The organism is Sphingomonas tagetis, from assembly GCF_024211275.1.
In the GTDB taxonomy this organism is placed as follows: Bacteria; Pseudomonadota; Alphaproteobacteria; order Sphingomonadales; family Sphingomonadaceae; genus Sphingomonas; species Sphingomonas tagetis.
On record NZ_JAMLDX010000001.1, the window covers coordinates 460,003 to 480,805 of the forward strand.

The window sequence follows — 20,803 nt, forward strand, 5'->3', positions numbered from 1 at the left end:
GTCACAGCCCCATCCGCGGGCCGAGCGGCGATCGCCAGTCGTCGTAATCGCTCTGCACCGGCGTATTGGAGATCAGCGGATTGCCCGACGTGCCGTTGGCGATCGCGATCGCGGCCTTCGCCGACAGGTCGCCGGGATCGTACTGCTCCTGGTCGAGATAGGTCCGGTTCGAAGCCTGACTGTACGCGGCCAGATAGCTCTCGATCTTGACGCTGATCGACTGGCTCTGCGGTGTGCCGGTCACCGACAGTGCGACCATGTAGCCGGTGTAGTAATGCTGAAGCGCGCCCGCCTGCGTGCCGCTTTCGTCACGGATGATCCGCCACAGCCGGGCAACCCGGCCCTGCCAGTTCGATTTGTCGCCGATCAGCTCGAGCGTGTCGGCATCGATCGTCGCGATGCCGGACAGGCGGGCCGTGACTGGCTCGGCGCCGTTCGCCTTGACCCGGACCGAGCTGATCTCGACCACGTCGGGGTTGATCGCATCGAACACCTGGTCGTCGACGTCAGGGTCGCCGATCCCCGTGAAGGTGATGCTGCGCGCGGCCGTGCAGGCTCGGATCGGGTCGCCCAGAATGTCGAGATAGGCGAACCAGACCGGCCGAACGACCTGCGCGTCGAGTGCGGCCGAGGCGGCGGCGTCGGGGCGGCTCACAGCGCCTCCTCCGCTTCGATCGAGAAGCTATAGATCTGCCCCGGATCGACACCCCAGCCGGGCGGAAAGTCGCTGGCCAGCGACATGGTCGAGAACGGCCACCGGATCTCGACCGCGTCGCCAATTTCGGGCGTTTCGGTCAGCTCCTGCTTGAATGTCGCCGTGCCGAGGCCGGAGCCGTTGCTCACGAGCGCCGCCGACAGGCTCACTAGCCGGCCATGCCCGCTGGGCAACGTGATCGTCATCAGCGAGCCCTTGGGAAGCACCGTTGCGCTGAGGGGCAAGCCCTGCAACGGCACCGAAAAGCCGTCCGTGCTTCCGCTCGCGACGGTCGGGTTCGACGCCGCCGTCTGCTGCACCTCCACGGCGCGCACCGGAAACCGATGCACCGGGCCCTCGAGATCGAGGAACCACCCACGCCAAGCCACGACGTTGGTCTGTCCGATGATCGGCACGAACTCACCCGACATCGACCACCAGAACGCGCCGGCCTGGCCCACGACCTTGCGCTTGCCGGTCCATCCGGAGCGGTTGACCTGCGCCGGGACGTTGGCGCGCCACTTCGCATTGCGCAGCCGCAGCGGCGCGGGCGGATTGATCAGGGCCAATGGGAAATCCTAGAGCGAGGGCCGGCCGAGCGCCGCGAACGTGTCGTTCATCGCCGACTGCTTGATCGCCGGCGCAGCTGCGCGCGTCACCTCGACGGCGACGCCGGCGGCGCGGTTGTCGATCCGCGCGTCGAGATCGTCGCTCAGCGTCACCTGCAGGCGGACCAGTTGCTCGCCATTGCCGGCATTGCCGCCGACAAGGCGCAGCGTGTCATTCGCCGGCAGCCGCGCCACCGAGCTCGGCAACGTGCCAACCAGTCCGCCATCGGCGAATGCCGGCAGCCGATTGTCGTTCATCGCCATCAGCAGCGGCAAATTCTTGCGCGTCGCGTCGGCGTTCATCACGAACTCGCCATTCGACAGGCGCGCGATGATGCTGTCCTCTCGCGGACCGCCGGGACCAGAGACGTAGCCGCCGTCCGAGAACCCCAGCACCGATTTGAGCAGTCCGCCGAGCAGGCCACCGGTACCGCCGCCGGCGGTGCCGAACAGGAAATCCGCCACCGGGCCCAGTACCGCGCGCTCAAGACCTATGCGGATGAGCTGCCCGACGACATCTCCCAGCGCGCCCTTCAAGCCCAGCGCCTTCACCGCCGCGCCAGACAGCTCGTCGCCGAGCCGACGGATCGAGTCGACCTTCAGGTCGTCGATCTGGTCCTGAATGCTGTCGATCGACCCGAGCTCGCGCCGGTATCGGTCATAGGATCCCTCGTTTTGCCGCTCGAGCGCCTTTTCGTCATTGCCTTTGCGCTCGGCCAGGTCGGCCGCGCGGGCCATGGCCTTGGCGTACCGATCCCAATCCTTCGCCGCGAACGCGGAGGCCAGCTCGATCGCGGCCTCGTTGATTTCCAGCCGATAGGCATTCTCGAGCAGCTGCCGCTCGATCCGCGCGCGATCGTCACGGCTATCGGCGATCTGGAGCTGAGAGCGCAGCAGCTCGTTGCTCTGGTCGACCTCAGCTCGGACATCGGCGAGTTGCTTTTCGGCTTGGTCCGCCAGCTGCTGGCGCGCGATGCCGATCCGTCGGGCTTGGCGGGTCTGCTCGTTGAGCTCAAGCAGCTGCGCCGCCTCCGCTTCCTCGAGCTTGCCAGCCGACAGCTGCAGGCCGATCTTGCGCGCGCGGCCTGAAGCCTCCGCATCGATCTCTTCAGTCAGGAATCGCGCGCGCTCTTCCTCGCTGACCGCGGTCTTGCCCTGCGCGTCGAGCAGCCGCCCGCGCGCGGCGCGCAGCTCGTCGACGAACGACACGTCCTCGGCCAGCTCGCGCTGTCGCAGCGCCTCCTGCTTCTTCTCGATCGATTCACGAGACGCACGGATCTTCTTGAACGACACATGGAAGTGATCGTCATGATCCTTGTCGCCGGGGCCGAGCACCTTGAGCACGTCGACGCCCTGCGCCTCGAGCGCCGCGCGCACCTGTGTCTTGGTGACCGAACCCATGCCGCCGGCGGGTACATAATCGACCGCCTGCCCCTTGTAGTGGAGCGATCCCTTTTCGTGCTTCCCGCCGGTCGTCGAGGTCACCGTACCGCCGAACGCAGCCTTGAGCATCGCGCCCACCTCGCTCGGCGCGATTTTCACGCCGTCACTCGTGGCGGTGGTCCCCTTCTTCTGCCGGTTTGCCTCCTGAAGCTGCTTCAGCTCCTTCTGGCGCTCGACGTCGAGCTGAGCGAGCGTGCGGCCATACTTGGCATAGTCCTTCGTCCGCTCTGCCTCGAGCCGCGCCGCCTCCTCGCGCTCGTCGAATTTGACGTTGATCCGGCCCTCGGGCGTTGAACGGGCCTGCACGCGATCGGCAACGATCCGGCCTGCAGCGCGATCGACGGCACCATTGAGCTTTGCCAGCGCGGCACTGTTCTTCGCGAGCTCGGCCTCGACCTTGGCAACCTTGCCCTGTGCAGTGGCGACGTCGCGCTGTGCCGCGAGCTGCTCGTCGGCCGAGCCGAACGCCCCGGGATTGTTCGCGGTCGCGTCGGCGAGGCGCAACTGTGCCTTGGCCTGGTCGAGCAGGGCGGCGGTTTTCTCGCGCGCGGCGATGGCGGCTTGCCGCTCTACTCCCAGCGCAATGTAGTCCTGGCGCAGTTTGGCCGCCGTTGATTGCACGGCGCGGTCCTGCGCGCTGATCAGCGCCTCGATCGCCTTGGCATGATCCTTAGCGGCTTCCTCGGCCTCTTTCTCGGCCTTGCTCTTTTCGAAGAGCTTGCTGACGAGCGGCGTGAGCAGCACCAGCGCCGACGAAAGGGCTAGCCCGTAAGGCCCGCCGATGAAGCCGATGAACCCCTTGGTCTCCTGGGTCATCAGGCCGATAGCCTGCGTAACTTGGCCGATCTGCTGCGCGAACACGATGGTGGGTGGCGTGCCGGCCGCCAGCTGGGTCGCGACGTCGCCCAGCTGATAGCTGAGCTGCTGCATGCCAGCGCGCGCCTGCCCGCTGACCTCAACAATGCGCTTCCCCGGCGCGACGATCGCGTTCATCCGTCCTTCGACGGCGGTGAGAGTGTTCGCCTGCGTGCGCAGCGCGATCGCGTACTGCTCGGCCTCGCGCTCAGCGACGGTGGCCGCGGACGCATAGGCCGTCAGCTGGGCATTGGCGCTGCCCTGGGCGATTGCCTCGGCCCGTGCGGCCTCGGCAACGACGCGGATCGCCGCGGCACGCTGCTCGGCCGCGGCGGCCGCCTCGCGCGCCGCGCTGGCGTTGAGCACGTTGAGCGCGCCGGCGCCGCTGTCGGCGCCGAGCACGTTCTGCGCGTTCGCGCGGATCTCGCGGAACGCGTTCGAATAGCTCTGGGTGAGCTGCTTCGCGGTCGCGCCGGGGTCCTTGACCATGTCCCGCATCGAGCGCTCGACGGCCTCGAATGCTTTTTCCGCGTCGCCGCTGAATTCGATCAGCGCGGTTTTGCCGACCTTCAGCGCGCCCTGCAGCGGCGTGACGGTGCCGCCGACCGAAAGGAACAGCTCCTGGCGTGACGGTGATCGCGCCATGCTGCCTCCTATCGCTTGTTTGCTTCGAGCCGCGCCTCAATCATCGCCCACCATTCATGGGGCGTGGCGGACCAGAATTGACGCGACGACCAGCCGAAGCTGGCCATCGCAATGCCCATTAGTTCGCGGTAGCGGAATCGGTCTCCGCCACCGCCTTCGGCTCCCCCGCAACCGTTCGCCCTCCCGACGCGGCATCGGTCAGCGCGACGGCCAGGCGTCCCATGACGCTCGGCAAACCGGCCTCGAACGCCAATTCGCCGATGCGCTCGTCCGCGACATTGGCGGTCAGCTCATCGCCGGCGCCGGCGCGGATCAGCTCGCCGGCGACGATGCCGATCTGGCGCAGCGTCATCGCACCGGAGTGCGCGAGCTGCATCAGCCGGATCAGCGACTGGCCGGTCTTTTCCTCGGCCGCCTCGATCGCCGCGAAGCTCGGCCGCAGGACATACGTCTTGCGGCCGAGCGGGAGGCGATGCTCACCGCGCGCATTGGCGGCGGGCTTATCCGCCGCTTTCGTCACGCGGTGGCGACCAGGTCGTCAACATCCGGCGCCGCGACGGCGCTGAAGTCGAGCGAATAGGTCACGGGGCCGTCCTTGCCGCCGGTCATGCTGAGGTTGCCGATGCCGACGCGGCCGTGGAACTTCACGATCGAGCCCTTCACGAGCTGGATGTTGAGCTCGGGCGGCGACGCCTTCGACTGGTCGACCACGCGCTCGAGGCCGTCGTCGGGCAGCTTAACGTTGCCGGTGACCGAGATGGTGATCGCCTGCTGGCCCCAGCCCTGCGACTTGTATGCGCCGTCGTCTTTGGACGACAGATCGATCTGGTCGGACGACCGCTTCAGGTCCCAGCTGCCCTCGCCGCCGAGGAAATCGAACGCCTCGGTGCCACCACCGTCGCCGATCTTGATCCGCCAGTCCTTGCCATATTCATTTGCCATGTTGTGCTCCTGTCCCGGCTCAGGCCGGCTCTGCTTCCACTGCGAAGGTGATGAGGCCGGCATGCGTGACGCCGTCCGTCGACGGCGGGCCCGAGGCCGCGCCGAGGTAATCGATTGATTGAAAGATCACGCCGGCGATCGCCGGCACGGCGTCTTCCAGCCCGTCGCGAACCAGGTGCATGAGCGCCTGCAGCTGCGACCGCTGGTTGCCGCGGTAGATGACGATCACTTCGACGGTGATCCGCTCGGCCTGCTCGCCCTTGCCGGCGACATTCTCGCTTTCGATCTCGCCCAGCATGACGACACGCCGGTCGGACTGGTCCGCCGGGTCGCGCGGCTCGGGATTGGTTGTGACCTCGGCCGTGCTCGCGTCAATCGCCGCGTCGAGCAGCGCGAAGAAGCCGTCCGAAGCGGCCGAGAGCAGGTCGATCGCCATCAGCGCGCTCCCACTCGGCCGAGCAGCCGGCTCGCATATTCGGATAAATGCTGCTGCCCGACGTCCTGCAGGATCGGCTGAGCGACGAACGGCCGCGCGGCCTTCGCGCGCACGCGCAATTTATACGGATCGCCGACGAACGTGCCGCGGTTCGGGCTCGAGCGCGGCCGCCGGCGCTTCTTCGGGCCCAGATAGGCGACCTCGCGCTTGCTCTCGGTCCCGTTGCCGGTGATCCGCCGCTTCTTCACCCGGCGCGTGACCAGCACGGTCTGCGCGTCGCGGCCATGCTCGATCATGCGGCCGACAAAATTGTTGCGGCTGCCGCGCGAGCTCGAGCCCTTGAGCAGTCCGACGCGGGAGCGCAGCTGCTCGAGCTGAAGCTGAAAAGTCAGCGCCGCCTGTGTCGCGCCCGTCAGCGTCGGGACGTCGGCCTTCTGCGCGGCGGAGATCTCGCGGCTTATCAGCCCGATTTCGACCGCCATCTCGTCGCGCGCCGCCTCGGGCAGCGCGTCGAACGTGGAAAGCACGGCGTTAACGCCGTCAATTCGCGACCGCATCAGCCCGCCTTCAGCGCGCCGGCCGAGCTGGCGATGATCACCAGCCATTCGCGCCGGCCGTCCGGATTGGTCGGCGGCGCGGTGATATTCAGATCCATGGTGCCGAATCGCACCTGCCACTTGGCCGCAACGTCGCCGCGCCAGCGCATCGTGATGCGGAACGTCGAAACGCCCTCGAGCACGCGTTCGATCAGCGCCTCACGCCCGTCGAGCGGCTCGACACAGGCGCGCACGCCCGTGGCGACCACGCCGAACGAACTCTCCCACCCGCCCTTGCCGTCCTTGATCTTGTCCGGGCGGAGCAGGTCGACGCGATGGCGCAGCCGGCCCGCGGTCATGGTCGTCGGCACGTGCGGTCCTACACCGCCACGCCGGATTCGTGGATCTTGACGTCCAGGACTGAAGCGGACCGCGCGATGCCGATGATCGTCGCATATTCGCCGCTCGCGAGATCCGCGAAGGGGCAAATGCCGCCGGGCGTGTCGCTGAGATAATAGGTCGTCCCGGGCGTCAGCGTCGCGCCGATCGTGATCGGACCCTCGGTCAGCAGGAGAACCGGCTGCCCGCTGGCTGCGCCGTTCAGGAAAATGCCCTTGGCTTTGCGCACGGCGGCCGTGCCGCTGTTGTTGTCGGCCAGCTTGCAGCGATCGTCAGTCCGATCGCGGTAACCCACCTGACCGGCTGTGACGGTGGCGCCCGCAGTGCCGTGAAACGTCAGCGCGCCGACGCCGGCAATGACATTTGCCGCGGTGATCGTGATATCCGCCATGAAACTCTCCAGATTAGATTTGAAGTTGGACAGTGGACGCCGAGCGCGCGCCCGAGCGCGTCAGCGGCCGGAGAAGTCGCGGAGCGGCTCGATCAGCCAGTCCAGGCCGGTGGGCAACTCGGTCATCGCACCCGCCACGCTGTTCTCGCGATTGGCGTACCAGTCGCCGATCAGCAGCAGCGCCGCCTGTTCGACCATCGCGAGCTCGCGTTCGTCGAATTCGGCACCGGCGTGATCATCGGGCGCGTCGTTGGGATCGACGAAGCGGTTGGTCCGGAGCTCGATCGAGCGCACAGCCGCGGTCGCGAGCGCCCTGAGGCGCAGATCCTCGCTCTCATCATCGGCATCGAGGACGAGATGCGCCTTGATCGTGTCGAGGGTGAGGATCTCGCTCATGACGCTCGCGCCGCTGCCCGAAGGCAGTTAGGCGACGCCCTTCAGAGCGGCATTGCTGCGGACGACGACGGCCGAGACCGGCGTGCCGGTGCCGTGCGTGCCGCTGAAGTCGGCGAGCAGCTTGAGATAGCCCTTGCCGCCGATATAGCCGAGCTCCTGCAGCGTTGCCGCGGCATGGGCTGCGGTCAGCGCGCGAACGATGCCGCTGGTGATCGTCGCCGGCGCCAGCGCGTCCTTGATCACGTCGTCGTCGGTCACGGCGGTGTAGGTCACGCCATCGTCGCTGTGCGTCAGCACGAACTCGATCTTGTTCGAGCCGGTGAACGTGATTCCGCCGACGCCGATCGACAGATTGAGGGTCGCCGACTGATAGCCGCGAACATCGATCGCGTCGGGGGTGTTGTCGGCACTCAGGGTGGCAGGCGCGATCGCAGCCACCGGGAAGAGCGCGCTGGCTCCGTCACGGTTGGGGGTCATGTGCAGTCCTTTCGCATTGGCGCGGCGCCTTCGCCGGCTCTCACGACGGTCGCGCGCGGCCGCCGAAAGAGCCGGCGGGCCCGAAGGCCCGCCGGTGATCGAGTGATCAGGTGCCGATCTTCATCATCTTCAGCGCTTCGAAGTTGACCGCGCCGCCACCGACGCGCCGGCGCATGTGATACTTCACGAAGCCCGGGCGGGTGATGTTGTCGCGGACGACCGAGGTCCCGAGCCGATCGACGATCGTATAGGCCTCGTTGAAGTCGCCGAAGGCCAGCGGCACGGCGTCGGCCGCGACCGCGGGCATGTCTTCGCCATCGGTCACGCCGAAGCCAAAGATCGACTCCACCAGGGCGCCGTCGCGCAGGCGCAGGTCGACTAGGTAGTTGCCCTGCCCGTCCTTCAGCTTGCGGATTGCGCCGATCGACTTGCGCGCGGTCAGGAAGCCCGCATTCTGGCGATAGCCGGCCTTCAGCTCGAAGATCAGGCTCAGGATCTGATCCGCAGTGAACTGAGTGGCGTGGCCGCTCATCACATGCTGGAAGATGCCCCAGGCCCGCGTCGCGTCGTCGGTTGCCGCCGTGGTGTACGAGAGGAAGCCCTTCGGCTTGCCGACGCCATCGCCGCTGACGAACGCCGCATTCTCCTTGCGGGAGAACTTCGAGCTCGACTTGTCAGCCAGCCAGCCCTCGACGTCGATCTTGCTGTCCTCGAGCAGCTTCTGCGTCACCATCGGGTACGCGTAGAGCTCGTTGACGTCGATCGCCCACATGCCGATCTGCGCGGCGTCGGTCTGGCTGCGGGTGCCGGTCTCGCCGACCCAGGCCGCATCCATCTCACCGTTGTCGATCGGCCCCTCGAGGCGATCGGTGCCGATCGAGACGACGTTTGCCAGCTGGCGCATTGGCGTCGATTCGAAGATCTTCTTGACCATCCGGCCGCCGACCTCGGGCGTGACCCAGAAGCCGCCGCTCGGGTCGGCCGCTACCATCATCGTGGTCGCTTTGACCTCGTTGCGGCGCAGATAGTTGCCGAGGTCGCCCTTGTATTCGACCAGCTTCTCGGCGTCGAAATCCTTCTGGCCGATGAGCTCGCCAAATGCCTGCGCGGCCTTGGCTTCCGCGACGCCGTCGGCCGAGCCGCCCAGCTGCAGGCGGTTTGCCTTCGCCTCGAGCTCGTCGAGCCGCTTCTTCAGCTCCGCCTTGGCATCGTCGATGCCCTTGTTGATCTTCTCGACCTCGTCCTTGGTGACGGCATCCTCACCGCGCTTCGTCTCGACCTGCTTCAGGCGCTCGTCGTTCTTGGTCTTGAAGTCCTCGAACGTCTTGCCGAGGGCTTCGACAGCGGCCTTCACCTCCGCGGTGAGGTCGCCGTCCTTGGTCTCGGGCGCACGCGTGAAGATGGGGGTCGCGCCCGCGAGGAACGCGCCCTGCTTTCCGATAAACATTATGTGATCTCCAGTGCGCGGCGTGCCTAGCGGAGGGCCTCGGCGGCGCGGCGCAGCGACATGAGCATGTCTTTCGCCCCGTCGCGGGGTTCATGCTCGAGGGGTTGATCACCACCGTCGCGGAGGTGTTGCTTGACGAGCGCGACGGCCTTCACGGCAGCCGAGCTGGACAGTCCAAGGCCTTCGCGCAGCGAGCGTTCGAGCTCGCGCGGATCGAAGGTGCCTTTTACGCCCGAAATCAGGGCGTCGGTATTCATGGGAAACGTGACCAGGCTGATTTCCCACAGCTTGGCCTTTTTGATCTTCCGGATGCCGGTTTTCCGGTCGATCTCGTAGTCGACCGTCTCATAGCCGATCGAAAGCCCGCGGATCGCCCCAGCCTTCACCAGCGCGCGCGCGGCGGCGGCCTGCGGAACCTCGGTGACCAGCTGGCCGGCGACCTTCAGGCCGTGATCGTCCTCGACCAGGTCGGTCCACACGCCGATCGGCTCGCTCGACCAGTGCTGCCACAGCATCGGCAGGCCGGTCTTGGCCTTGCGCAGCTCGGCGATCGACGCCTTGAACGCGCCGGGCATGACGATGTCCGCGCCACGGTCGACGACATTGAACACCGCGCCATAGCCGCTGATCGCGCCCTCGTCGGTTCCGTCGCCGGCGAGCTTCAGCTCCGCGATTTCGAACGCTTGCCGGTCCATCAGGCGGCCGCCAGTCGATCAAGCCGGTGATCGGCTGCGATGGTGAGGTTCTTGACCATCGCGGCGATCGCGACGCGAGTGTCGAGGATCTGCTGGGCGCTCACCGCCACGGAGGCGTAAGCACGCCGCCCGCCGACATCGCAGAATTTCACGAAATAGCCGAGGCCGGGCTTCAATTGGCGATAGCGAAAGCCGCTCGCCCGCATCGCGCGGAAGAACTCCAGAAGTCGTTTCATCGGGTGATTACCTCTGCCTCAAGGCCGGTGACGAGCACGGGCGGCGCGGTGCGCTCGCCCCAAACGGACAGCCAGATGACGCCGGTCTCGGCGATCTCGCGGATCTCGGCGGCCGACAGCTGCCAGCACGACACGATCTGGCCGTTGTCGCGCAGCACCGGCAGCGGGATAACGCGATCCTCGCATCCGGGGGGCGCGGTCAGCAGCAGGTTCGACCCTGCGAAATCGACGGGCCTCGCCATCAGGGGCGCGCCCGCTTCGTCGCATCGGCGACGTTTGCCATGACCGAGCGCGCCTTCGTTGCAGTATATGGCTCGTCGCGGTCGGTCAGCGCGCCACCGAGCGTCACCACGTCGGCCGCGAGGTCGAGCGGCATCGTCGCAGCGCCCACCGCCGCGCGAAGCAGGTTATCCAGCATCAGCTGTCCTTTTTCTCAGTGGTCGGCTTCACGACGGGCAGATCGCGGCCGTCCTGCACGGCCATGTTCGCCTCGACGATGTACTGATTCCCGCCCTCGTCATCGCGCGGGTTCATGTCCTCGAGCTCGCGCCACTCATTGGCGTTGATCACGCCACTGCGGCGCTGAATCTGAAGCCCTTCCTGACGATCCTTGTAGGCACCGCGCATCAGGGAATTCAGATTGAACCGAGCGGTAAGGCCTTCGTCCTTCTCGGCATCGGTCAGCAGCGACACTTCGACCGACTGCTCGATCCGACCTGCCCACGGTGACATCGTGTGCGTCGCGTGTGCGATCAGCATCTGCTCGACGCTGGCATAGGTCGCCGTCTTATCGGTGAGCCCCACCATGATCGGCAGCACGCGCGCGCCGCGACAGACTTCTTCGATCTGGAAGCGCCGCGTCTCGAGATGCTCGGCATCGACGCCCGTCATCTGTTGCGCGAGCCATTTCGCGCCGCGATCGAGGATCATCGGCGTGCCGGCGAGGTCGCCGCCGGCGGCGTAGCGTTTCAGCCAGGTCGCCAACTGCTTGTATTGATCGACAGTAAGCTCGCCATCGATGGCATAGGCGCCGCTCGGTGTCGCGCCGCTCTTGTGCATCCGGGCGTGGCCCGCCTCAAGCGCCAAGCTCAGCCCCAGCGCCTCGCGTGCCAGCTTCACCGGCTCGAGTCCCATCCAGCCGTTCCAGCTGGGCCCGCGGATGTGCCACACGCTGCCCGGCGGCATCGGTTGCCAGTGGCCGTCGTCGCCGGCGACTTCGTACCGATACGTCAGGTCGGCGCGGCGGGTGACCTTCACCCGACCCGGTTCGATCACGATCAGCTCGTGCACGCGATTGTCGCCGACCCGGTTCACGAACACGAATGCGTTGCCGACGAACATCAGGTGGATCGCAACCGTCTCGATCAGGCTGAAGGCGGTCATGCCCGCGCTCGGCTCGAGGAAAAGGCGCCGGTGCAGCGGGTGATCCGAATAGACATCGGCGCCGATGCCGCTTTTTCGCGGCCGCATCAGCCGCAAGCGCGACTGCGCCAGCCCTTCGCCAACTACGCGAGCGCAGGCGAACATCGCCGAGACCTGCAGAGCGGTCGACCAGGTGACACTTATCCCGGTCGCGCTCTCCGCGTTCATCAGGAATCCCGGCAGCTGATCGAGCGTGACCGCATCTTTGCGCTCGCCGCCCGCCAGTCGGGCCATCGGACCTCGCATCAATCGCGCGCCAGCAAATATGCGATGCCGAACAGCAGAGCGCCGGCGGTGATCAGTGCCGCCGGGACGTGGATCATCCCCACGCCGATGACGACGAGTGTCGCGGCGAGCATCCCGAGGAGCTCGGGCACCATCTTCGGCATGTGCCGCTCCTATTCTTCCCAGAAGGACTTGGACGGCTTCGCCAGCTCGATGCTGACGGCCGCGCCAGCGCCCATCGCCATGGTGACCAGGCCATCGATGCGACCGCGCGAGCGCTTCTTGTCGAAAGCGCGGTTCTTCATGCCGTCCTCGATCAGCGCGGCATTCGAAGCGCACATGTAGTTCACCGGTGAGTCATCGATGACGATCGTCTCCTTCAGGATCCGATCCTCGAACCGCTCGACCGAGCGCGGCATGCAATATTGCCGATCTTCGAACACCACGCGCGTGCCCTGGGCGTGTTTGACCAGGCGCAACCCGGTCCCCTTCGGCTTGTCGGGACCATCGAACTGCCAGACGTCGAAGCCAATGTCCTCGCAGGCCGTCAGAAAGTCCGCCATCTGCGCGATGTCGAACACCAGCTCCTGGACGTCATGCTCGGCGCAGATCTGCGCGACCTGCTGTGCGACGAACTTCTTGTCGATCGTCGCCCCGGGCACGGCGGTCAGCCAGCCTTCCTCGACCCACTTCTCATACGGCGCCTTGTCGGCCGTCGCGCGATCGGCGAGCCCGTCGGCCGTCGTCCAGTACCAGGTCTTCTGCCAGAGGACGCCGTCGCCATCGATCCACGTCGCGGTCAGCGCCGTCAGGTCGTTCTTCTTCGACAGGTCGAGACTCAACCAGCACTTGCAGCCCCTGAGCGCGGCGATCGCCGCCTCATCGACGGTGCCCAGCACCTTCGCCCACTTTTCCTCGGCGATCCAGAAGTCCGCAGCGCCGGCGGGAATGCCGAAATACAGCCGCTTGACCGAGGCCGCCTTCGACAGTCGGGTCTTGGCCTCCTCCACCGCCTCCCGGATGTTCGTCACGGGATAGGTGACGCCCAGTGCGGGCAGCGACTTGCCCCAGCACGCCTCATTTTCGAAGACCGTCTCGCGGTCCTTCTTGTCGATTCGCGCGACGAAGGCGAACGACGTCTCGGCTTTGACGTCCCCTTTGGCCACCGCCTGCGCGGTGTCCGAGATCTCGGTGCCGACATGCTGCGACACGGCCGGGGTGTTGCTCCCCAACACCATCATCGCGCTGCCTGCGATCTTATCGATCGCCGCCTGCCAAATCTCGATCTGGGCGATCGACGAGAATTCGTGGATCTCGTCGGCCAGCACCATGCGCGGCCGCGGCCCCGACTGCTGCGTGCCGTCGGCGAGCGGCTGGAAGAACGACTGGGAGCCCGGGTGCTCGATCTTGTGGGCGTTGTCGCCCTCGCCGCGGATGATGACGTGCCCGAGCTCCTCGAGCGTTTCGTGCTCCTCGTACCCAGGCACCGGCGCCCGGCACATCGCCGTCGCGTCCTTGAACAGGACCATCGACGTCTGTTTGTTTGCCGCGATCGAATAGATCTGCGAGCGGCGAAACCCGCACCATCCCATCGCGTAGAGGCCGAGCCCGGCCATCATCGGCGATTTGGCTTGGCCCTTGCCGGTCTCGACATATGCGTTGCGGAAGCGCCACCGCCCCGTGGCATTCACCCAGCCCATCAGCGAGCCGACGATGAACACTTGGTACGGGATAAGGTTGAACGACTGCCCTTCCGCGGGCCCGTCCGTGATCGTGAACAGCGACGGGAAGAAATCCAGCGCGCGTTGCGCCAGCTCTGGCCGCCAGAAATAGCCTTTAAGGTCGCGCAGGTCGCGCAGATGGCGCTCGGCCGCATGGCGGACCAGCTCGCCGGTTACGAAATCGCCGCGGACCGCTGCCTCCGCCCACGCCGTGGTCGGATCGGTCGGGCTAGCCCTGCGGGCCGAGGAACGCGTCGGCACCGGCGCTGCGCTCCCGCTTCTTCACCACCTTGCCGACTTTGGCCCGCCGTCCTGGGGTGAGACCGAGCTGCTGCTCGAGCCGCTCGGTTGTTTTCTCGGCCTCCCGCATCGCCTGATAATAGATGGAGAGGCGCGCGATCGCCTTGGGGTTGTCCTTGGCCGGCTCGGTGACCAGGCCATCGGTCGCGACGCTCAGCGAGCAGCGATCATAGACGAGGTACGCGAGCACCAGGCGCTGGACCGAGTGGCTGTTCGAATCCGCGAACGTCTCGCGCTCACGCATCTCGCCAACGATCCGCTGCCAGTGCGCGCTGGCGGCGATCCGCTCGGCCGCATCGGGCAGCAACCGCTCCCAATCCGGCTCGCCATCCATGCGCTTCGGCTTCGCCGGCGCGCGGGTCCGCTTCGCCGGCGCCCGCTTCGCCTTCGCCATGCCGATCAGCTCGCGGCGGGCCGTCAGGCGGTCGGGTAGCGGTACCCGTCGGGATGATACTCCTCGGTGACCGTGATCGTCTGATCCGTCCCGACCCAGATCTCGACGGAATGCCCGCTGGCGATCAGCTCGTTATGCGATTCCGAGCCGTCCTTCTCGCGCTTCACCAGGCGGGCGGGGTAGCAGGGGCCGCTGGCCTTGACGGTCACCAGAGTGGTCATCGCTGATCCTAACTTTTTGGTTTGAAAATGCTCGCAGTGCACATGGGGGCACTACGCGGTGTCCGGGGGGTGGGCGCCCCGACTTTCGACCCGCCCCCGGGTCGAGGGCCTGACCACGGGTGGTCGGGGTGAGTCGGTCGCCCTGCCAGGTCGATGCGGCCGCGGCCGTCGGCCTGGTCGAACCCGAACTGCTCGGCCGTGACCTCGATGTCACAGGACCGGCACAGGTTCTCGGTGTTGTCGTCCTCATCGCTGCCACCGTGGATCAGCGGGACAATATGGTTGACCCGAGCAGCTGCGCGGGTGCGCTTCGGCGATCGCCCGACCCAGCGTCCGATGCCGAGGCACCGCTCGCATAGGCCGTTGGTCCGCTTCAGCCGGCGCAGGCGCTGGGCTTGCCCAGCCCGGCCGCGCTTGCGCTCAACAGGTGCCGAGACGGCCAAGGCTCAAGCGGCGCCGCATGCGACGCCCTGCCTTGCTGGGGCCACGCTCGCGCTGGCGGCGCGCCCATGCCCAGGCCAGCTCGACCATCAGCGCACGCTGCAACGATGCGGGCGCACTGGCGACACGCGCCTGCAGCGCGTCGAGGCGCTTCAACGTCATCATCATGATGGGGATCCTTGCTAGCTCAGGGAATGGTGACGCCGAGCGCCTTCAGGTCGGCCTCGAGCGCACGAATGCGTGAGCGCAGCTCCTCACGCACAAAGGGCGTGACCAGCTGGATCAGCGTCTCGTCCTGGTCATCGCGATTGATCAGCACCGCAATCTTGCCGTGGTCGAGCTGCATCTGCAGATTGTGCCGCGCGACGGCGATGCGGTTGACCATGGCCAGCTTGTCCAGCCTCATGCGTCCTCCACGGTCAGCGCTTCGATCGTCACCCGCTGGCGTCCGCCCAGCTGCTCGACACGGCCCACGGCCACATCCGCCACCAGGTGCCCGGGCACGCTCAGCTCGGCATCTTTCAGGTCATCCGCCCAGGGCGCGAAAGCCGGGCTCACATCGGCCGCCAGCATCATCTCGTGCCGGCCGCCGAGGAACATCGCCGACGACCAGGACTCGCTGACCGAATAGATCATCGTCACGGGACAGCCCGCCGCAGCGGCCGATCGCTCGAGCGCCCGCCACAGGCGGTCGCCGGCCGCGACATGGGACATCAGCCCTTCACCGCCGGCGTCTCGATCGCGCGGATGAAGAAGCTCTCCGGCTGCGCCTCGGCATAGCCCATCAACTTCAGCGCTGCACCGCGATCGCCCTTCAGCGCCTTCCGCACGGCCGTCTTGTCGACGGCGTAGGTCACGCTGATCAGCGGTTCGGCCCACTTCGCGGCCTGCAGCTTGGCCAGGCCGAAATCCTTGTCCTGATGGGCATAGGCCAGCGAGGCCGACCCGAGCTTGGTGCCGATCATGCATCCGCCAAGCTCGATCGACTTGCGCTCACCCTTGGTCAGCTCGGCCGCGTTGGCTCTCCACCACGGCTCGAGCACCTCGGCGATCGGCGCGAGCTTCGCCACCAGCGGCACCAGCTTCTTGTCAGTCGACGCGTCGATCGCCGCCTTCAGCGACGTCCGCGTCGCCTCGAGCGATGCAATCTGGCCCAACGTCTTGCCATAGCGCTGCAGTAGCCGCGCGGCGTCCTTGGTCGACTGGGGGGCGGCGATCGTCACGTGCGCAGCTCTTTCAGCGCCACATGCGCATCGACGCGCCCCGCCAGGACCGAGCGCGCGATCGCGCCCAGCTCGAGATCCCGGACCAGGCCGAGCATGGATGTCTTGTCGAGGGCGACGGACGACCCGTCGGGCAGCGCCTCGATCTGTTCGCGAAGGGCGGCGTGATTGACCATCAGACCCACGCACCTCCGCTTTTGCCCATCGTCACCTTGACGCTCGGCACCGCCGGCGCGCGGAACGGCGCGACGATCGCCGCGGCGATCCGCTGCGCGCGTTCCTCGAGCTCGTGGATGCCAAGGGGGTGACGGGTGCCCAGCCGGGCCTCGCGGATTAGCTCGTCCAGTTCGGGGACGACACGATCGAGGGCGTCGGCAACCGACGCGAGCGACACTCTCGGGCTGGGCATAGGAGACCGTCTCCAGACGCGAAAAAGGCCCGCCGGGGGGTATCGGCGGGCCTTCGGGCGCAATTGTCGCTGCGGTCGATTTGGCCGTTTCGTGTTCGTTTCGGGAGGGGCAAAAACGACACACCCTCAATTCAGGCGGGCATGCGCCTCGTCCAGGTCGCGCCGATCGACGCTGCGCTGTGCGTCGGCCAGCGTCCGCAGCCACTGGTCCAGCGCCTCGATGAGCAGCCGCCGCGCGCGCGCCACGCCCAGCCGGTAGCGCTTGGCGACGATCACGACGCCGCGGTCCTCGACGATCATCTCGAGCAACGGTGACGTGAACACGCCGAGTGACGCGCGCCACCGGCTATACGCCATCTCGGCCTGCACCATCGCCAGCGATTCGCGGATCCGCGCGTCGAACATCGGCGTGCGATCGATCCGCGTTTCCAGGCTCATCGTGCGGACCGATGCGCCGGCGCGGATCCGCTCGGCGATCGCCGCGATCTGCTCGGCCGATGCCTTCTGCACCGCGTCGATCGTGCCCTTCTGATACAGGCGCTCAATGCCGCCCTGGCGCGTGCGCTCGGCTTTGTGCAGCGTTTCCGGGGTGCCCTGTCGGCCGCGCTGCGCCTCGCGCATCGCCACGACGCGCTCGATCTCGGGCGTCAGCTCGTGCGGGATCCTGCGCTTCGACTTGCCACGGCCGACCGATCGCGCCGGCGGCCGCGGCCGCTCGAGCACCAGGTGCTCGATGCGCTCGCGCTCGCGGCGCTGCGCGTCATGCTCCGCCGGGCCTTCGCCCTGCCCCGTCACTGCCATGTTGAACCCCACCGCCGAACTCGATGTCGGGAATGTGCTCCAGCTCGATCGGCACCGGCAGGGGCGAATTCGACACGGGCGGCGCCACCAGCTCCAGCTTGCCCGGGTTGATGACGTATCCGGCCTTGCGCAGCAGCTGCAGCGCGCGGGCCTGCTCGCCGATCGGCAACAGCCCGCGCGGCACGCCGGGAAAGCGCAGGATCTTCTCGTCCCGGGCCAGCTGCTTCACCAGCCGCCGCGCCTTCTCACACGGGATATGGCCCAGCGCGGCTGCCAGCTCGCGCAAGCTGCAGCCATCGCCGGTGCGAAGGAAATGATGTTCGATGAACGCAACGGCATTCACCTTCAGGTTCGCCCGCTCCGGCGCGAGAGTATACTCGGTCCCCAAGTGGAAACCCTCCCCGCGCAGGAACATAGCGGGAATTGTTCAGATCGCTAGTAGTCGCCTTCCGAGATTTGCCGACGGGCCTCCCGCATTCCGCGCCCTGCAATCAGCATTTCGATGGAAACATCGATGCCTGCTTCGAGCTGGTCGCATATGACTGTGTCCGGTCCACCCTGCGGCGGTTCGCAAGGGCAATAGTCCTTGTAGCACATCGCTGGCTGAGGCCGGGCCTTCGCCTCGCGGCTGGACGGTTCCGTCTCCCGGTCCTTCGGCGGATCCGCCGTTGCTGCCGACGCAGCGCGACGCCGACCAATCTCTTCGTTCAACGCCGCCTTTAGACTGGCGACTTCACCTTCGCGGTCCTCCAGTTTTTGCCGTAGGTCAGCGACCTGATTTCGCAACTGGGCGTCTTCTGGCGACGAGCATCCAACTAGCAGAGCGGCCAACAGACTCGTGCACGCGAACCGCTTCATATCGTGCCGAGCCGCGTCAGCTTGGTCATCTCCACCCTCCTTGCAAATGCGCGCCGTGCGTCCGGTGTTGCCCTACTGACGAGCCGCAAAGATGATGAACAGCACCGCGAACACCACACCGATCCCGCCCAGCAAAAGCCACATGATCCGATCGGTCTTCTTTTCGTCCTCGATGCGCTCAGCACTAGACGGGGTTGGTCCGACGGCGTTCGTCGGCGCGGCAGGCCCCAGATCGTTCAAGCTAACGTTCCGTCCCGGCAAGAAATAGAGCGCTCTCACGATGTAGCCGGTGATGACCAGCAACACGCCAAAGTTGACCAACCCGCCCCCGACCAGCGTCATCGGCCACTTCCACGTGTTGACCGTCGGCGGCCTGTAGCCATAGCCGCCATAACCCGCACTGCCCGCATCGCTGAGCACCGGCATGAGCAGTCCGATCGCCAGCAGCACCGCGCCCACGCCGATTGCAGCCCAGCCCCATGCCATCACTGCGCCGCCATGCGGCCGCTCCAATTTCATTGTCCCCATCCCCCTTGTCTCCGCTCGCCGAAGCTGATCGGCTGCACGTCATGCCAGCGCATCGCCGCCGGTTTGTTCCTAGCCATTGAGCGGGCCACCTGGAGGAGGGCTTCCTGTTCCGCTCGGCTAAGGCGGTGGAAGCATTCGACCAGTTCCAGCTCACGATACTTCACCTTCGGCGTCGCCGCCGCATTCGCTTTCCCCGCATGACGTCTCCCCGTTTCGGCAGGAAGAGCTGTCATCGCCTTGGGAAGGTTAAGTAAAAGTCCAAGCGATTTGCATCCGTATTGGATCATTCTCCCTTGGATGCCGTAGCGTCAGCGTGAAGTCGGCGCGGCGGATCGGGCTCGCCGCCGCCCATCGACCGCGCGATTTGAAGCAATGCCTGCTGGTCGGCCCGGCTCAATCGATCGAAAAACCCGAGCAGCTCGGATTGATCATCGGTCAGCGCTGGCGACTCCGGCGCATCTGCGGTGGGGTCGTCGACCTCACCCGTGAGGAATGCCGGCGTAGTATGGAGTGCGCGAGCGATCTTCAGCAGATGAGGTGACGAGCGACGGGAGGGCGCCCGGATCAGGCTATTGATCGTTGTCTGCGGCACCTTCGCGCGGCGCGCGAGCTCAGCTTGTGTCATGCCGAGATCTGAAAGACGCCCTTCGATGCGCTCGCCTAATGTCATGCGCCACACCCTACCGGATCGCCGGTAGAAGAATATTCCGATGAGTCGATTGACACCCTACCGAAAGTTCGGTTAGCACATCCGACATGTCGGTAGCCATGCCATCCGAATCGCCGTTGAAGCGCGCTGTACGCCTTGCAGGCTCGCAAGCTGCGCTCGCTCGCAAAATCGGGCGTCCTCAACAGACCGTCAACGACTGGGTTGTGAATGGTCGGCCCGTCCCCCCGGTCGATGCCCAAGCTATCGAGCGCGAGACCGGCGTGCCGAAAGAGCAGCTGCGTCCCGACATCTACCCGCCGCAGCTTGCCGCGCAGCCGCCTGCCCCCACTCGCGACCAGCTTGAGGGCGTCCGCACATGACCGGCTCACCGCTCACCCCCGAGCAGCAGCTCCTCGTGCGCGAGATCGCGTCCGAAGAAGCCGCCGCGGTCGCCGCCTATCCGTCGATCCTCGCCGTTATTGCTCTTGTCGGCGTCACGCTCATGGCGATCCTGCTCGTTGCTCAATGGGTCTTCGAGTGAAGCGCCCGGCCTTCTATTTCTCCCGGCGGCGCATCGGTGTTTCCGCCGCCACGTCCGGACGGGGCGCGCCACTTCCCAAGCAGCGCGCCCCCGAAGGCCCCCCTTCATCGCTTTCCCCCATCGGTCGCTGGCAGTCCGGCCGATTCCCGTGCCGCGGATTTTCCCCTTTTCCCGCCGCCCGGGCCGACGCCGCCGTCTGCCCTGTAACGCGTGCCCTGCGGGGCGTCGGTTCTACGCCACCGGCGCCCCGCACTTCTTTTATCAGCTTGGCCGCCCGCGATCTGCCACGATCGGCGACGGGATGCGCGGCATGACAAAGGCCCGCCCGCCCCTCTCGATCGAGAACGCGCTGTACAAGGTCCTCGGCCGAATCGGCATCGAGCGCGCCGCCGAGGTCACCAGCCGGGGCGCCGACTATCTCCGCAGCCTCAGCGATCCCGACAACCGCTACCGCCTGACCTGCCAGGACATGCTCGCGCTCGACGACGAGCACCAGGTGCTCACCGGCGAGCGGCCGCTCTATGAGACGCTCGGCCTGATGATCGACGCGCGCAACGCGGCGCGCTTCTCCGATCGCGCCGAGCTGCGCCGCCTGACCGTGCCGGTCCTGAAGGAGGCTGGCGAAGCCCATGCCGCGCTCGCCGCAGCCACCTGCGACGGCGCCGGCGCGGTCGAGCTCCGCAACTTCGTTCGCGAGGCCGAGCAGTCCGTCGCCAAGATCACCCAGGCGATCGGCGCGGCACAGGCCATGCTCGAGGCGCAGCAGCAGCCCCCGTGATCCGCCGCGGGTCATAGCAACCGCACCCCACCCTTCAGCCCGAACCCCTCCGCTTCGCAGGTGCGCCCGCGAAGGCGGTTTTCTGCTGCCCG

At 66.7% G+C, this 20,803-nt stretch carries 38 protein-coding genes; 3 read left to right on the forward strand and 35 right to left on the reverse strand.

Translation table 11 applies throughout. The features are described from left to right. Position 1: 1 nt before the first annotated feature. The 35 genes from M9978_RS02305 to M9978_RS02470 all read right to left on the reverse strand — a co-directional run bounded on the left by M9978_RS02305 (position 2) and on the right by M9978_RS02470 (position 19,413). Positions 2-655 (reverse strand): hypothetical protein, encoded by a 654-nt coding sequence (locus M9978_RS02305; protein ID WP_254291227.1) that lies wholly within the window; start codon positions 653-655, stop codon positions 2-4. Continuing rightward, positions 652-1,263 (reverse strand): hypothetical protein, encoded by a 612-nt coding sequence (locus tag M9978_RS02310; protein WP_254291228.1) that lies wholly within the window; start codon positions 1,261-1,263, stop codon positions 652-654. Before M9978_RS02310 ends, M9978_RS02305 begins: the two co-directional genes overlap by 4 nt. 9 nt (positions 1,264-1,272) lie before the next feature. Next, positions 1,273-4,245 carry a hypothetical protein gene (locus M9978_RS02315; RefSeq protein WP_254291229.1) on the reverse strand — a complete coding sequence of 991 codons (2,973 nt, stop codon included), beginning with the start codon at positions 4,243-4,245 and terminating at the stop codon, positions 1,273-1,275. An 8-nt stretch (positions 4,246-4,253) separates the two neighbouring features. Further along, the gene (locus tag M9978_RS23250) at positions 4,254-4,364 is read right to left on the reverse strand and encodes a phage tail assembly chaperone (protein WP_367305030.1); all 111 of its coding nucleotides are present in this window, start codon (positions 4,362-4,364) and stop codon (positions 4,254-4,256) included. After that, a complete protein-coding gene (locus M9978_RS02320; protein ID WP_254291230.1) occupies positions 4,364-4,765 on the reverse strand; it encodes a GTA-gp10 family protein in 402 nt (133 codons plus the stop codon). The genes M9978_RS23250 and M9978_RS02320 overlap by 1 nt, the downstream gene beginning before the upstream one ends. After that, positions 4,762-5,187: a phage tail tube protein gene (locus M9978_RS02325; protein WP_254291231.1), complete on the reverse strand. Its 426-nt coding sequence runs from the start codon at positions 5,185-5,187 to the stop codon at positions 4,762-4,764. Before M9978_RS02325 ends, M9978_RS02320 begins: the two co-directional genes overlap by 4 nt. A gap of 19 nt (positions 5,188-5,206) precedes the next feature. Then, on the reverse strand, positions 5,207-5,623 hold the full coding sequence (gene gp17 / locus M9978_RS02330; RefSeq protein ID WP_254291232.1) for a tail completion protein gp17: 417 nt from the start codon (positions 5,621-5,623) through the stop codon (positions 5,207-5,209). Further along, complete coding sequence (locus M9978_RS02335; RefSeq protein ID WP_254291233.1) at positions 5,623-6,180, reverse strand: hypothetical protein; 558 nt, start codon at positions 6,178-6,180, stop codon at positions 5,623-5,625. Before M9978_RS02335 ends, gp17 begins: the two co-directional genes overlap by 1 nt. After that, positions 6,180-6,530, reverse strand: a complete 351-nt coding sequence (locus M9978_RS02340) for a head-tail adaptor protein (RefSeq protein WP_254291234.1) — start codon at positions 6,528-6,530, stop codon at positions 6,180-6,182. The genes M9978_RS02335 and M9978_RS02340 overlap by 1 nt, the downstream gene beginning before the upstream one ends. 8 nt (positions 6,531-6,538) lie before the next feature. Then, the gene (locus M9978_RS02345; RefSeq protein WP_254291235.1) at positions 6,539-6,949 is read right to left on the reverse strand and encodes a hypothetical protein; all 411 of its coding nucleotides are present in this window, start codon (positions 6,947-6,949) and stop codon (positions 6,539-6,541) included. Positions 6,950-7,009: 60 nt separating this feature from the next. Beyond that, complete coding sequence (locus M9978_RS02350) at positions 7,010-7,345, reverse strand: head-tail connector protein (RefSeq protein WP_254291236.1); 336 nt, start codon at positions 7,343-7,345, stop codon at positions 7,010-7,012. A gap of 27 nt (positions 7,346-7,372) precedes the next feature. Beyond that, entirely contained in the window at positions 7,373-7,822 is a 450-nt protein-coding gene (locus M9978_RS02355) for a hypothetical protein (RefSeq protein ID WP_254291237.1), read from the reverse strand. Positions 7,823-7,928: 106 nt separating this feature from the next. Beyond that, a complete protein-coding gene (locus tag M9978_RS02360; protein WP_254291238.1) occupies positions 7,929-9,269 on the reverse strand; it encodes a phage major capsid protein in 1,341 nt (446 codons plus the stop codon). 26 nt (positions 9,270-9,295) lie between these two features. After that, positions 9,296-9,964 (reverse strand): HK97 family phage prohead protease, encoded by a 669-nt coding sequence (locus M9978_RS02365; protein ID WP_254291239.1) that lies wholly within the window; start codon positions 9,962-9,964, stop codon positions 9,296-9,298. Next, positions 9,964-10,200: a hypothetical protein gene (locus M9978_RS02370; protein ID WP_254291240.1), complete on the reverse strand. Its 237-nt coding sequence runs from the start codon at positions 10,198-10,200 to the stop codon at positions 9,964-9,966. Before M9978_RS02370 ends, M9978_RS02365 begins: the two co-directional genes overlap by 1 nt. Next, entirely contained in the window at positions 10,197-10,442 is a 246-nt protein-coding gene (locus M9978_RS02375) for a hypothetical protein (protein ID WP_254291241.1), read from the reverse strand. Before M9978_RS02375 ends, M9978_RS02370 begins: the two co-directional genes overlap by 4 nt. Beyond that, positions 10,442-10,618, reverse strand: a complete 177-nt coding sequence (locus M9978_RS02380) for a hypothetical protein (protein WP_254291242.1) — start codon at positions 10,616-10,618, stop codon at positions 10,442-10,444. Before M9978_RS02380 ends, M9978_RS02375 begins: the two co-directional genes overlap by 1 nt. Then, positions 10,618-11,856 carry a phage portal protein gene (locus M9978_RS02385; RefSeq protein ID WP_254291243.1) on the reverse strand — a complete coding sequence of 413 codons (1,239 nt, stop codon included), beginning with the start codon at positions 11,854-11,856 and terminating at the stop codon, positions 10,618-10,620. The genes M9978_RS02380 and M9978_RS02385 overlap by 1 nt, the downstream gene beginning before the upstream one ends. Positions 11,857-11,867: 11 nt before the next feature. Continuing rightward, entirely contained in the window at positions 11,868-12,011 is a 144-nt protein-coding gene (locus M9978_RS02390) for a hypothetical protein (RefSeq protein ID WP_254291244.1), read from the reverse strand. A gap of 9 nt (positions 12,012-12,020) precedes the next feature. Further along, the gene (locus tag M9978_RS02395) at positions 12,021-13,829 is read right to left on the reverse strand and encodes a terminase large subunit (RefSeq protein ID WP_254291245.1); all 1,809 of its coding nucleotides are present in this window, start codon (positions 13,827-13,829) and stop codon (positions 12,021-12,023) included. After that, complete coding sequence (locus M9978_RS02400; RefSeq protein ID WP_254291246.1) at positions 13,798-14,262, reverse strand: P27 family phage terminase small subunit; 465 nt, start codon at positions 14,260-14,262, stop codon at positions 13,798-13,800. Before M9978_RS02400 ends, M9978_RS02395 begins: the two co-directional genes overlap by 32 nt. 23 nt (positions 14,263-14,285) lie before the next feature. Next, positions 14,286-14,483 carry a hypothetical protein gene (locus M9978_RS02405; protein ID WP_254291247.1) on the reverse strand — a complete coding sequence of 66 codons (198 nt, stop codon included), beginning with the start codon at positions 14,481-14,483 and terminating at the stop codon, positions 14,286-14,288. Positions 14,484-14,491: 8 nt separating this feature from the next. Beyond that, entirely contained in the window at positions 14,492-14,926 is a 435-nt protein-coding gene (locus tag M9978_RS02410; protein ID WP_254291248.1) for an HNH endonuclease, read from the reverse strand. Next, the gene (locus tag M9978_RS02415; protein WP_254291249.1) at positions 14,904-15,092 is read right to left on the reverse strand and encodes a hypothetical protein; all 189 of its coding nucleotides are present in this window, start codon (positions 15,090-15,092) and stop codon (positions 14,904-14,906) included. The genes M9978_RS02410 and M9978_RS02415 overlap by 23 nt, the downstream gene beginning before the upstream one ends. A gap of 19 nt (positions 15,093-15,111) precedes the next feature. After that, on the reverse strand, positions 15,112-15,330 hold the full coding sequence (locus M9978_RS02420) for a hypothetical protein (RefSeq protein WP_254291250.1): 219 nt from the start codon (positions 15,328-15,330) through the stop codon (positions 15,112-15,114). Then, positions 15,327-15,638 carry a hypothetical protein gene (locus M9978_RS02425; RefSeq protein WP_254291251.1) on the reverse strand — a complete coding sequence of 104 codons (312 nt, stop codon included), beginning with the start codon at positions 15,636-15,638 and terminating at the stop codon, positions 15,327-15,329. The genes M9978_RS02420 and M9978_RS02425 overlap by 4 nt, the downstream gene beginning before the upstream one ends. After that, entirely contained in the window at positions 15,638-16,147 is a 510-nt protein-coding gene (locus M9978_RS02430) for a host-nuclease inhibitor Gam family protein (RefSeq protein ID WP_254291252.1), read from the reverse strand. Before M9978_RS02430 ends, M9978_RS02425 begins: the two co-directional genes overlap by 1 nt. After that, the gene (locus M9978_RS02435) at positions 16,144-16,332 is read right to left on the reverse strand and encodes a hypothetical protein (protein WP_254291253.1); all 189 of its coding nucleotides are present in this window, start codon (positions 16,330-16,332) and stop codon (positions 16,144-16,146) included. The genes M9978_RS02430 and M9978_RS02435 overlap by 4 nt, the downstream gene beginning before the upstream one ends. Continuing rightward, a complete protein-coding gene (locus M9978_RS02440) occupies positions 16,323-16,556 on the reverse strand; it encodes a hypothetical protein (RefSeq protein WP_254291254.1) in 234 nt (77 codons plus the stop codon). The genes M9978_RS02435 and M9978_RS02440 overlap by 10 nt, the downstream gene beginning before the upstream one ends. Positions 16,557-16,682: 126 nt before the next feature. Continuing rightward, on the reverse strand, positions 16,683-17,357 hold the full coding sequence (locus M9978_RS02445) for a hypothetical protein (protein ID WP_254291255.1): 675 nt from the start codon (positions 17,355-17,357) through the stop codon (positions 16,683-16,685). Further along, on the reverse strand, positions 17,317-17,772 hold the full coding sequence (locus tag M9978_RS02450; protein WP_254291256.1) for a hypothetical protein: 456 nt from the start codon (positions 17,770-17,772) through the stop codon (positions 17,317-17,319). Before M9978_RS02450 ends, M9978_RS02445 begins: the two co-directional genes overlap by 41 nt. Before the next feature lie 20 nt (positions 17,773-17,792). Further along, entirely contained in the window at positions 17,793-18,215 is a 423-nt protein-coding gene (locus tag M9978_RS02455) for a hypothetical protein (RefSeq protein ID WP_254291257.1), read from the reverse strand. Positions 18,216-18,287: 72 nt separating this feature from the next. Next, positions 18,288-18,701 carry a hypothetical protein gene (locus tag M9978_RS02460; protein ID WP_254291258.1) on the reverse strand — a complete coding sequence of 138 codons (414 nt, stop codon included), beginning with the start codon at positions 18,699-18,701 and terminating at the stop codon, positions 18,288-18,290. A gap of 29 nt (positions 18,702-18,730) precedes the next feature. Continuing rightward, a complete protein-coding gene (locus M9978_RS02465; protein ID WP_254291259.1) occupies positions 18,731-18,976 on the reverse strand; it encodes a hypothetical protein in 246 nt (81 codons plus the stop codon). A gap of 50 nt (positions 18,977-19,026) precedes the next feature. Next, positions 19,027-19,413: a helix-turn-helix domain-containing protein gene (locus M9978_RS02470; protein ID WP_254291260.1), complete on the reverse strand. Its 387-nt coding sequence runs from the start codon at positions 19,411-19,413 to the stop codon at positions 19,027-19,029. An 86-nt stretch (positions 19,414-19,499) separates the two neighbouring features. On the opposite strand from M9978_RS02470, the gene M9978_RS02475 reads away from it, so the two are divergent. The 3 genes from M9978_RS02475 to M9978_RS02485 all read left to right on the forward strand — a co-directional run bounded on the left by M9978_RS02475 (position 19,500) and on the right by M9978_RS02485 (position 20,711). After that, positions 19,500-19,772, forward strand: a complete 273-nt coding sequence (locus M9978_RS02475) for a transcriptional regulator (protein WP_254291261.1) — start codon at positions 19,500-19,502, stop codon at positions 19,770-19,772. Continuing rightward, positions 19,769-19,933, forward strand: a complete 165-nt coding sequence (locus M9978_RS02480; RefSeq protein ID WP_254291262.1) for a hypothetical protein — start codon at positions 19,769-19,771, stop codon at positions 19,931-19,933. The genes M9978_RS02475 and M9978_RS02480 overlap by 4 nt, the downstream gene beginning before the upstream one ends. A 310-nt stretch (positions 19,934-20,243) precedes the next feature. After that, positions 20,244-20,711: a hypothetical protein gene (locus M9978_RS02485; RefSeq protein ID WP_254291263.1), complete on the forward strand. Its 468-nt coding sequence runs from the start codon at positions 20,244-20,246 to the stop codon at positions 20,709-20,711. Positions 20,712-20,803 lie beyond the last annotated feature (92 nt).

What these genes read in the sequence shown, in the direction of transcription:
- M9978_RS02460 (WP_254291258.1), bottom strand. Translation starts at nt 18,701, where the DNA reads ATGGCATGGGGCTGGGCTGCAATCGGCGTGGGCGCGGTGCTGCTGGCG.
- M9978_RS02390 (WP_254291244.1), bottom strand. Translation starts at nt 12,011, where the DNA reads ATGCCGAAGATGGTGCCCGAGCTCCTCGGGATGCTCGCCGCGACACTC.
- M9978_RS02450 (WP_254291256.1), bottom strand. Translation starts at nt 17,772, where the DNA reads ATGTTCCTGCGCGGGGAGGGTTTCCACTTGGGGACCGAGTATACTCTC.
- M9978_RS02465 (WP_254291259.1), bottom strand. Translation starts at nt 18,976, where the DNA reads ATGACAGCTCTTCCTGCCGAAACGGGGAGACGTCATGCGGGGAAAGCG.
- M9978_RS02355 (WP_254291237.1), bottom strand. Translation starts at nt 7,822, where the DNA reads ATGACCCCCAACCGTGACGGAGCCAGCGCGCTCTTCCCGGTGGCTGCG.
- M9978_RS02365 (WP_254291239.1), bottom strand. Translation starts at nt 9,964, where the DNA reads ATGGACCGGCAAGCGTTCGAAATCGCGGAGCTGAAGCTCGCCGGCGAC.
- M9978_RS02360 (WP_254291238.1), bottom strand. Translation starts at nt 9,269, where the DNA reads ATGTTTATCGGAAAGCAGGGCGCGTTCCTCGCGGGCGCGACCCCCATC.
- gp17 (WP_254291232.1), bottom strand. Translation starts at nt 5,623, where the DNA reads ATGGCGATCGACCTGCTCTCGGCCGCTTCGGACGGCTTCTTCGCGCTG.
- M9978_RS02405 (WP_254291247.1), bottom strand. Translation starts at nt 14,483, where the DNA reads ATGACCACTCTGGTGACCGTCAAGGCCAGCGGCCCCTGCTACCCCGCC.
- M9978_RS02400 (WP_254291246.1), bottom strand. Translation starts at nt 14,262, where the DNA reads ATGGCGAAGGCGAAGCGGGCGCCGGCGAAGCGGACCCGCGCGCCGGCG.
- M9978_RS02420 (WP_254291250.1), bottom strand. Translation starts at nt 15,330, where the DNA reads ATGAGGCTGGACAAGCTGGCCATGGTCAACCGCATCGCCGTCGCGCGG.
- M9978_RS02440 (WP_254291254.1), bottom strand. Translation starts at nt 16,556, where the DNA reads ATGCCCAGCCCGAGAGTGTCGCTCGCGTCGGTTGCCGACGCCCTCGAT.
- M9978_RS02315 (WP_254291229.1), bottom strand. Translation starts at nt 4,245, where the DNA reads ATGGCGCGATCACCGTCACGCCAGGAGCTGTTCCTTTCGGTCGGCGGC.
- M9978_RS02345 (WP_254291235.1), bottom strand. Translation starts at nt 6,949, where the DNA reads ATGGCGGATATCACGATCACCGCGGCAAATGTCATTGCCGGCGTCGGC.
- M9978_RS02335 (WP_254291233.1), bottom strand. Translation starts at nt 6,180, where the DNA reads ATGCGGTCGCGAATTGACGGCGTTAACGCCGTGCTTTCCACGTTCGAC.
- M9978_RS02385 (WP_254291243.1), bottom strand. Translation starts at nt 11,856, where the DNA reads ATGGCCCGACTGGCGGGCGGCGAGCGCAAAGATGCGGTCACGCTCGAT.
- M9978_RS02375 (WP_254291241.1), bottom strand. Translation starts at nt 10,442, where the DNA reads ATGGCGAGGCCCGTCGATTTCGCAGGGTCGAACCTGCTGCTGACCGCG.
- M9978_RS02445 (WP_254291255.1), bottom strand. Translation starts at nt 17,357, where the DNA reads ATGGCAGTGACGGGGCAGGGCGAAGGCCCGGCGGAGCATGACGCGCAG.
- M9978_RS02325 (WP_254291231.1), bottom strand. Translation starts at nt 5,187, where the DNA reads ATGGCAAATGAATATGGCAAGGACTGGCGGATCAAGATCGGCGACGGT.
- M9978_RS02485 (WP_254291263.1), top strand. Translation starts at nt 20,244, where the DNA reads ATGACAAAGGCCCGCCCGCCCCTCTCGATCGAGAACGCGCTGTACAAG.
- M9978_RS02380 (WP_254291242.1), bottom strand. Translation starts at nt 10,618, where the DNA reads ATGCTGGATAACCTGCTTCGCGCGGCGGTGGGCGCTGCGACGATGCCG.
- M9978_RS02425 (WP_254291251.1), bottom strand. Translation starts at nt 15,638, where the DNA reads ATGTCCCATGTCGCGGCCGGCGACCGCCTGTGGCGGGCGCTCGAGCGA.
- M9978_RS02470 (WP_254291260.1), bottom strand. Translation starts at nt 19,413, where the DNA reads ATGACATTAGGCGAGCGCATCGAAGGGCGTCTTTCAGATCTCGGCATG.
- M9978_RS02455 (WP_254291257.1), bottom strand. Translation starts at nt 18,215, where the DNA reads ATGAAGCGGTTCGCGTGCACGAGTCTGTTGGCCGCTCTGCTAGTTGGA.
- M9978_RS02370 (WP_254291240.1), bottom strand. Translation starts at nt 10,200, where the DNA reads ATGAAACGACTTCTGGAGTTCTTCCGCGCGATGCGGGCGAGCGGCTTT.
- M9978_RS02475 (WP_254291261.1), top strand. Translation starts at nt 19,500, where the DNA reads ATGTCGGTAGCCATGCCATCCGAATCGCCGTTGAAGCGCGCTGTACGC.
- M9978_RS23250 (WP_367305030.1), bottom strand. Translation starts at nt 4,364, where the DNA reads ATGGGCATTGCGATGGCCAGCTTCGGCTGGTCGTCGCGTCAATTCTGG.
- M9978_RS02480 (WP_254291262.1), top strand. Translation starts at nt 19,769, where the DNA reads ATGACCGGCTCACCGCTCACCCCCGAGCAGCAGCTCCTCGTGCGCGAG.
- M9978_RS02350 (WP_254291236.1), bottom strand. Translation starts at nt 7,345, where the DNA reads ATGAGCGAGATCCTCACCCTCGACACGATCAAGGCGCATCTCGTCCTC.
- M9978_RS02415 (WP_254291249.1), bottom strand. Translation starts at nt 15,092, where the DNA reads ATGATGATGACGTTGAAGCGCCTCGACGCGCTGCAGGCGCGTGTCGCC.